Source organism: uncultured Campylobacter sp. (assembly GCF_937997405.1).
In the GTDB taxonomy this organism is placed as follows: Bacteria; Campylobacterota; Campylobacteria; order Campylobacterales; family Campylobacteraceae; genus Campylobacter_B.
The window spans coordinates 1-8121 of sequence record NZ_CALKTL010000118.1; the positions used below are offsets into that span (position 1 = coordinate 1).

At 45.2% G+C, this 8121-nt stretch carries 9 protein-coding genes; 4 read left to right on the forward strand and 5 right to left on the reverse strand.

The window, feature by feature from the left end; genetic code table 11:
- A partial coding sequence (locus tag Q0372_RS06245; protein WP_298103913.1) for a DUF4038 domain-containing protein occupies positions 1-953 on the reverse strand: 953 nt, incomplete at its 3' end.
- Positions 954-1107: 154 nt separating this feature from the next.
- On the opposite strand from Q0372_RS06245, the gene Q0372_RS06250 reads away from it, so the two are divergent.
- The 3 genes from Q0372_RS06250 (at position 1108) to Q0372_RS06260 (ending at position 3962) form a co-directional block, all read left to right on the forward strand.
- Positions 1108-3180 carry a TonB-dependent receptor gene (locus tag Q0372_RS06250; protein ID WP_298103889.1) on the forward strand — a complete coding sequence of 691 codons (2073 nt, stop codon included), beginning with the start codon at positions 1108-1110 and terminating at the stop codon, positions 3178-3180.
- A gap of 120 nt (positions 3181-3300) precedes the next feature.
- Positions 3301-3540 (forward strand): hypothetical protein, encoded by a 240-nt coding sequence (locus tag Q0372_RS06255; protein WP_298103892.1) that lies wholly within the window; start codon positions 3301-3303, stop codon positions 3538-3540.
- 74 nt (positions 3541-3614) lie between these two features.
- A complete protein-coding gene (locus Q0372_RS06260; protein ID WP_366810526.1) occupies positions 3615-3962 on the forward strand; it encodes a class I SAM-dependent methyltransferase in 348 nt (115 codons plus the stop codon).
- Between the two features lie 436 nt (positions 3963-4398).
- Here Q0372_RS06260 and Q0372_RS06265 read toward each other — a convergent pair whose 3' ends face one another.
- The 4 genes from Q0372_RS06265 to Q0372_RS06280 form a co-directional block, all read right to left on the reverse strand.
- Positions 4399-5388, reverse strand: coding sequence for a hypothetical protein (locus Q0372_RS06265; RefSeq protein WP_298103897.1), 990 nt, complete (start codon positions 5386-5388; stop codon positions 4399-4401).
- A 317-nt stretch (positions 5389-5705) separates the two neighbouring features.
- Positions 5706-6650: a hypothetical protein gene (locus Q0372_RS06270; protein WP_298103901.1), complete on the reverse strand. Its 945-nt coding sequence runs from the start codon at positions 6648-6650 to the stop codon at positions 5706-5708.
- Between the two features lie 48 nt (positions 6651-6698).
- Positions 6699-6836, reverse strand: coding sequence for a hypothetical protein (locus tag Q0372_RS06275; RefSeq protein WP_298103904.1), 138 nt, complete (start codon positions 6834-6836; stop codon positions 6699-6701).
- Between the two features lie 55 nt (positions 6837-6891).
- On the reverse strand, positions 6892-7446 hold the full coding sequence (locus tag Q0372_RS06280) for a manganese efflux pump MntP family protein (protein ID WP_298103907.1): 555 nt from the start codon (positions 7444-7446) through the stop codon (positions 6892-6894).
- Between the two features lie 86 nt (positions 7447-7532).
- Between Q0372_RS06280 and Q0372_RS06285 the strand changes: the two genes are divergently transcribed.
- Positions 7533-8121: hypothetical protein (locus Q0372_RS06285; RefSeq protein ID WP_298103910.1), on the forward strand; the 589-nt coding region annotated here is incomplete at its 3' end.

Sequence of the window (8121 nt, forward strand, 5' to 3'; positions counted from 1 at the left end):
ATTGCTGTAAGTTTCACCGCCTTCCACCTGGCAGGAACAAACGCTGTTTGTTTATGAATTTCATACTCCTGTATTTTTTTACAATTCCAGACATCAAACACTTCCACACGATAATTATAAAAGCCGGTTTTGGCATTCCCCGGATAAATTCTTTTACGGGGCATATCTATACTGAAAAACAAAAGGTACTCCATATCTTCTTTTGAAATCGAAAAGTAATTTATACCGTCGGTGTTTCTCCAATCCGGCTTCATCTCCTGAAAAGAGCATCCCAAAGCAATCTCTTTTAAAAATCGAATTCTCTTTGCACTCTCCCCGGTAATCTCCCCCCCATAGGTCCAGAAAATATCACGATTATTCTTTATTTTAATAGCCTCCCCATGAGTAGCATATCCCCCTGCCATAAAGGACAGCCAGTGTGAAAAAACCACTTCCTCCGGGGTACTGTTGCCCCACTCATACTTCACATTCCCCTCATACTGGTATTCATCATTCACCACAGGCTTTTGATAACGCCTTTTCAGATCAATCAAAAGTTGGTAGGTATTCGGATGCTGATAAGATACATGTGTCATCCAGCTACGATTGGGATAAATCTCCCCCGAAGGATAATTGTGAATTGAGCGTGGGTGCTGATAAGGATCGTTCGCCTTAATGTATTCCCCTATTACATCCCAGTTTCTTCGATTTACTCTGGTGCGTACCATACTTCCCCCGTCACTGTCTGCTTCCACAGATACATCATACTCATTTGCCAAGGACCACCACACATTCCTAAAGGCACTAAAGCGACGAATCACATACTGCAAATAGAAAAGGGCCTGTTCTTCGTCCATTCGGTCAATACCAAAATGTCCGAAATCATAAAAATGAAACAAAATCACATCCGCTTCTATTCCACGTTTTTTAAGATCTGAAAGGCAGCGTTCATAGTTTTGAAAATAGGCGGGAATAAAACGCTCAAAATCAAAATTTCATCCAATCTCCGCCTAAATTTTAAAAAATCTATCTTTAATCTTTGAAATTTATTATTATTTAATCAAGAGAAATTATAATATAACATTTGCAAATCATTCGCAAAATTCTAATTTTGAATAGGGGAGAGTGATGGTTAAGAAATTTTATCTTTCAAATGCCGCAATCGCGCTAAGTTTGTGCGCCGCCTTACAACTAAACGGAGCCGAAAATAATGCTACGTCCGCAAATATCGCGTCTAGCGCGGAGGCGGTAAATTCCGTAGCTTCTAAAAGCGCTTCTGGCGCGAACGCCACGAGGCTGGGCACCATCGTAGTTACCGCGACGGGCTTTGAGGATATGCTTAAAAACGAGGTTCGCAACGTCTCCGTTATCACCGCGGAGGATATGGAAAACCGCGGCTACCGCGATCTGCGCGAAATTTTAGAAAAGGCGCCGGGGGTTAGCTTTCACGGCGATACGGTCGATCTGCGCGGACAGGGTCAGAAGGCAAATACCTCCGTAAAGGCCCTTCTTAACGGAGTCACGCTCAATATGATCGACACGACGCCGACGAGCATTCCGATCGATCTAGTTCCGATCGAAGATATCGAGCGCGTGGAGATCATCCCCGGCGGCGGTAGCGTGCTATACGGCAGCGGCACCAGCGGCGGCGTGATAAATATCATCACGAAAAAGGGCGCCAGATACCCATACGCCAATGTCTCCACCAAGATCGCGTCGTATAATTACAATGATCTAAATTTAGGGCTCGGCGGCAACGTGAGCGAGAATTTGTTTCTAAAAACCGCCGTAAAGGGCTTTAAGCAGCGCGGATACCGCAAGGGCGAGAAAAATACCGGCTACTACGGCTCGCTTGGGATGTATTATAAAATTTCGGACGAGCAAAGCATCTCCTTTGATCCGAGCTATTATCAGGCGCGAACCTATTCGGTGCCGAGCTTAGGGCTTGCCGAGCTTAAGGCGGATCGCCGCCAGCAGGGAGGCGAGAGGACCTTTACCAAAAGTACGCGAGCAAATTTCGATTTCGGCTACACGGTAAAATTCGGCGATAAAATCGAAGCAAATTTGCACCCTTATTATCAAGATATCAGGATCATACAGCAGGGATTTGTGATGAAAGACCGCAAAGAGGGGGTAAATTTAAAAGGCAAGCTCGACTACGACAGCGGCGAGTTCATAGCGGGATACGATTATCTCAAAAACAAGGGCTTTCGCAAGATTGACTATATCATTCCGATGAATCCTATGATGAGCCGTTCACAGCTTACGATCTTTGATATGCAAAAGCTTACCCACTCGGTCTATGCTCTAGAAAAGCACAATTTCACCGATCTGTTTTCGCTTAGTGCGGGCGGGCGGTTTGAGCGCGCCGAATACAAAGTAGATCGCAGGGTTTTAACGACTAGGAAAATGATGGGAAACATAATCTCGCAGACGCAAAATAGTACCCGAGTAAGCGATCATAAAAACAACTACGCTTTTGAGGTCACGCCGAATTTTAATTATTCCAAGGATGGCAATCTATATTTTAAATTTGAGCGCGGCTATATCTCCCCAGGCCCTAATCAGCTCATCGACAAGCTCGGTCGCAACGGTCCTTATGTGCTTAATAACCTCAAATCCGAAACCTTTAAAACCTACGAGATCGGTCTTAAAGATCTGATATACGGGCAATACGTAAGCGCTACGATCTTTTGGACCGATACGAAAAACGAGATCATAAACGAAACTTTGGGCAGCTCGATCACCGACGGTTGGCTTTTTATTAATATCGACGAGACGCGCCGCAAGGGCGTGGAGCTGTATGCGGAGCAAAGTCTGCTTTCAAATTTAAAGCTCAGCGAGACCTTTTCATACGTGGACGCCAAGATCCAATCCGGCGCGAATAAGGGCAAGCAGGTTCCGCTAGTGGAGCGCTCGAAGTTCGTTTTAGGAGTCGATTACGAGCCGATTAGAAATTTAACGCTGATGAGCGATTTTAAATATTTCTCATCATCGCACGACGCCAACCACGATAGGATCGATTCGCGCACAATCGTGGATCTGGGCGCTGCGTACCGCTTCGCAAGCGGATTTTTGATAAGCGCCGGAGTCAAAAACGTCTTTGACGAGGAGTATAATTACAACCAAAATTTACGCGCAGACGTCTATACTCCGGCTCCCGGACGCAACTACTACGTGGAGTTTAAATACACCTATTAGCGTGCGTTTAAATTTAAGCGAGGTTTTGAGCTGTGAGCTTTAAAATTTACGGGCGAAATTTAAAATTTTGCCGCGACGTGCTTTTTCGCCGCGGGATTAAATTTAATAAAAGGAGCGAATATGAAACCGGACTATAAAAACTGGGTGCCTAAGGGCATGATCGCGAGCTTTGCCGCGGGTGCGGGCGTGGCGTTAGTTTTGTTTTTGATTTTTGGCGTTTGCGGTTTGGGTGTTAGTGGTGCGCTAAGAGGCGTGCTAACGGGGCTTTTCGGCGCAGCGACGCTGGTTTTGATCGGCTTTACGATCTACTGCGTCGTGTGGTACCGCGCGTTTGATTACGGCGGCACGCATCGGTGCTAGGCGTCGATCGCTGGGGCTTTGAGTACGCGTCTTTTAACAAACAGCTGTGCGAATCCAACGCGCGCACCGAAGGGGTGCAGAACACTAGCTTCGAGCAGGCCGACGCCACGCAGCTGCCCTTTGAGGACGGCAGTTTCGATGCGGTTACAAGCAACTACGTCTATCACAACATCATGCGTAAGGACCGCCAGGAGCTGCTTTTAGAGACGCTCCGCGTGCTTAAAAAGGGCGGCAGCTTCGCTATCCATGATATTTTCTCGCGCGGAAACTACGGCGACATGGATGCTTTCATAGCACGGCTTAAGGAGCAGGGCTACGAGCGAGTTGAGCTCATAGACACGACGCAGGGGCTTTTTATGGACCCGCGCGAGGCAAAATGGCTGATGCTCGGTAGCTCAAAATTGCTGGTGGGTAAGAAATAGATTTTTTGTAAATTTAGATTTAGGCAAATTTGAAGACGGATTAAATTTTAATCCCACCCGCTTTTAGCCGAATCCAAATCTTTAGGCTAGACTAATATATAATTGGCTATTTATCTCAAAAAAGAAACCGCGAAAGGAATTATTTCGGCCGAGGGCGTTATCCTTGCTGTGGGCGCGCTAACGGTCGCCATCGGATATTTTGTGCTTCTAGCAGCATTTATCCTATAGTGATATAGGCTGCGAGAGATCAAGACCGCTTAAATTTATCGTATTTGTTCTGTGAGCTAAGTGCATGCGGGTAGAACCTGCTGCCGAATTTTAATTTTGTGATTTTATGCAAAAAATCCGCGCCTCAAATTTAGCAAGGATTGCCCTCGGCATAGGCATAGCCGCCCTGTGCGATTTTACCGCTCATATCTACTATTTTTGACGTAGATTACTCCTTAAATTTGATTTTATTGAGTTTCATATATTCTTCAAAATAGTCCCAAGGACCATGATATAGTGTTTCAAGTCCGTTCCCGCAGTTATCTACGCGTATCCTTATCTCGCCATAATTATTACTTGTCCATGTTTTTGTCGTATCATCTTCTAACAATGTAGTACCGCGATAAGTAAGTTTATTTAGATCTCTTTTTCCCGTTTCAATTGAATCGATATCTTCACAAAAACTATCAAAATTTCTATTTTTTAACATTGCCATCAGCGAGCCTGTTGTTCCACTGTACTTTATAATATATACAATTCTATCGCTTTCTCCTCGAATTTTATCAGAGGCAGTGAAATTCTTATCAGATTTAAACGCTGCAATAGAGTTATATTGAAAAAATTTTAATATCAAATCCGATTCTTGATGCGTTTTTTCATCGTGATACTTTCTCTTGTAATAAACCGAATAATTAAGTTCTCCTTTATCATTAAAAAGCTTGCTATCCTCCCATGGATACACCACGCTTTCATCGTCTATAGCTTTTAGTATGGATTTATCTATCTGCGCGACTTGTTTTCCATCTTTGCAAATTTGCCTACCGATAGACAATAGATTTTCTAAATTTAATTCTTTAGACACTTTCCAAAATTTGCACTTATCGTCGGGGCGCTTGTCGCCGTTACACTTACGATAAATTTCCCGCCAGTCGATATCAAAGTCTAAATCTTTCGGTCTACTATCTCTTAAAAAGATTTCATAAAAAGGGTAATTGCTCTTTGCATGTTCGTTTTTCAAATACTGCTTAAACGCTATCTCTTTTAATTCGTTATCCGATAAGATGCCAAAATGCAGAGGATTGGTGCAAACTCCGGCGTAGTTTAAGCCCATATTTATAGGCATATAAGGGATAAATGTCAAAATGCAGATGATAAAAATCGCAGAGATTATATAGTGGCGTTTTATAAGGCGCAGAGAATTAACAAAGAATTTTTTCAAATTTGCCCCCTTCAGATTTCGTGCAATGATGGCCGATTTAAGCTTAACTGGCAAGATATGATATTAAAGCCGTAGCGGCTAAGCTTTTTCAGGCGCTATTCAGCATTAAAAGCGCCTTATTTTGTTGATTCAAGCGAAAATTCTATCAAAGCCGCCGCCGCAATCGAAACGCTGATATTCAATTTTATATAGGCCGTTACGCTTTGGGTGTCGAATGGCCCAAAACCGGGCGCGCTATTAAAAGATCGAGAGGAGATCGCTCGCCTTAAAAGCGCAATCTGTAGAAGCCTACACCTGCGGCTTAAATTTCACGGAATTTAAACGCGATACAAACTAAAGCAGCCGTAGTCGGTGCGCACGGCTAAAAATTCCTCGCCATTTATGCGCTCAAATTTCGCTTCGCAGCGCTTCACGACGTACGAGAGCTCAAAGCTAAGACGCAAATTTCCGCTTTTTAGATCAATGATGCGGGCTTTGTCGTACTTTATTAACGCCAGCCTCGAACCGTCCGCGCTGACGCAAAGCTCGTCTGCCTCGGCACATTCGCCGCGTAGCCAAGTAGGCTTTCGTCGCTCGCCGCTTGTAGCGTCAAGGCAAACTAGCTTGCCCGTGTAGCGCTCCTTGCCTAATATCGAGCCGTCAGCTAAAAAGCAAATTTTATCAAAAATGCCGAAGTCGCCTCCGAGCTCGTTTAAAATTTTACCATTTATCGTGCTTAAAATTTTGATCTCTTTTTGCTTACAATGAAGTGCGAGCCGCGTGCCATCATTGTTAAGAGCGGCGCACAAGATCGGCGTGTAGCTTTTCATTTCGGATTTGTATTCGGCCAGAGGCGAAATCTCGCCGCCGCGCAGAGTAAAAATTTGACCGAACATCGCAAACGCCGCCGTATCTTTCGCAGCGCAAACAAAACTCGTAAATTCTTTGCTATTTTTAAAGCTCATATCTTTAGAAAGATCGCTAAATTCGCCGCTCGCCGGATCAAATTTAAAGATAAAGTGATCCAGATCCAAAAGCAAAACCTCGCCCGCCCGCTCCGCCTGCCACGCAAGCGGCTTTGGCAGGACTATCTGCTGCTTTACGGCGCCGCTCGGGTCTAGCCTAATGAGAAAATCATCCAGCGCGCCGCCATCTTTGTAGCCGCCGCATTTATAGACGAAATTTCCGCCCTCAAAGCTCGCAAATGCCAGCGCGTCCGTGTATCCGCCGCCGATATAGACGTGCAAACTCGCCTCGCTCGCTTTTGCGCCCGTGTTTTGCATGGCGTAGCCTTTTTCCAGGCTCTCCCACTCCTTTTTTATGCAGGCTTTTTACGCTTCGCCAGCGCTAGCAAACTCCTTTTGCGTCTGCCTAGTTTTGCCGTTTTTGACGCTCTCGCTGAGTAAAATTTGACCCTCTACGCGCAAATTTAGGCAGTCGCCGCCGCTTAAATTTATCAAATTTTTCATTTTCGCTCCTGCGAATTAGTTTTAAAGATTATCACAAAGCGGCGATTAAAAGTCTCTAAATATCGATAATACCGAGGTGCGAGAGCAAAATTTTAACTCCGATTAGTATCAAAATCACGCCGCCTAAAACGAGCGCCTTTGAGTGCAGATATTCGCCCGTTAGCTTGCCCGCGTAGCATGCCGCGACGCACAGCGCGAAGCAGATGAACCCGATTACGCAACAGGCGTAGAGGATGTTTATCTCGCCAAACGCAAAGGTCACGCCCACAGCCATCGCGTCGATGCTGGTAGCGACTGCGCCCAGCACTAGCTCCTTCGTGCTTAGGCGTAGAGCTGGCTCGTCCTGCTCGCGGCGGGATTCAATGATCATCTTAACGCCTAAAAACGATAAAATTCCAAACGCGACGAAGTGATCGATCTGCGCGATAAATTTTACAAAATTTATCCCCAAAGCATAGCCTGCTAGCGGCATTATGAACTGAGCCGCCGCGTAGAAAAACGCGACGCGCGCGATCTGTGCAAATTTAAAATTCGGATATTTCGCGCCGTTTGAGATACTAAGCGCGACGCTGTCCATCGCAAGCGCGAAAGCGATGAGTAAAAGCTCCATATTTAGCCCTTTTGGTATTATAAAAGCGTTGATTATACATTAAAATTTTCGAAATAAAATAATCAATCTTTAATTAGGGAAAAACTTTGCTTAAAAAATTAATCTTTTGTTTATTGCCGCTATTTGCGACTGCTAGCTGGGAAGAGGTCGCCGTAAAGGGGCTGGACGTGATGCTTAGTGCGGGCGCGGGCGATGGCGAAAATTTTAAAAACTCACTAAGCACTTTGATAGAGCGTGCCGCAAATGAATACGAACGTACTGGCGTGCAGGATTACGAGCTCGATCTGCCTAGCTACATTACCGAGCGCGCGGGCAAAAAAAGCATCGCCGTGCAGAATATGCAAAGGCTGGCGAGCAAGAAGCTAAGTCTTGCCGTAGAGCCGATCAAAAAGCTCGTGCTGGCTAAAATAAAAGATATGTCCGAAGCCGATACTAAGGCAGTAATGAGCGGCGAGGTGCTATTCAGCCACTATCTGCGCACCAACGCCTTTGATGAAATTTACGAAATCATTCGCCCTTTGGCACGCGAACTAGGAGCCGACGCGAGCTTTGCTAAAAGCTTTAAAAGTGCCGTTGGACGCGAGCCTGGAGACGATTTTAGTAGCGAATTCAGCAGCGCCTTTATCAACGAAAGCTTCGATTTTTTAAGCAAAAACGAAAGGGAGTTTCGCAAAA

Excerpts from the sequence above, each read along its gene's own strand:
- Q0372_RS06250 (WP_298103889.1), top strand. The coding sequence starts at position 1,108 with ATGGTTAAGAAATTTTATCTTTCAAATGCCGCAATCGCGCTAAGTTTG.
- Q0372_RS06255 (WP_298103892.1), top strand. The coding sequence starts at position 3,301 with ATGAAACCGGACTATAAAAACTGGGTGCCTAAGGGCATGATCGCGAGC.
- Q0372_RS06270 (WP_298103901.1), bottom strand. The coding sequence starts at position 6,650 with ATGCAAAACACGGGCGCAAAAGCGAGCGAGGCGAGTTTGCACGTCTAT.
- Q0372_RS06275 (WP_298103904.1), bottom strand. The coding sequence starts at position 6,836 with ATGAAAAATTTGATAAATTTAAGCGGCGGCGACTGCCTAAATTTGCGC.
- Q0372_RS06280 (WP_298103907.1), bottom strand. The coding sequence starts at position 7,446 with ATGGAGCTTTTACTCATCGCTTTCGCGCTTGCGATGGACAGCGTCGCG.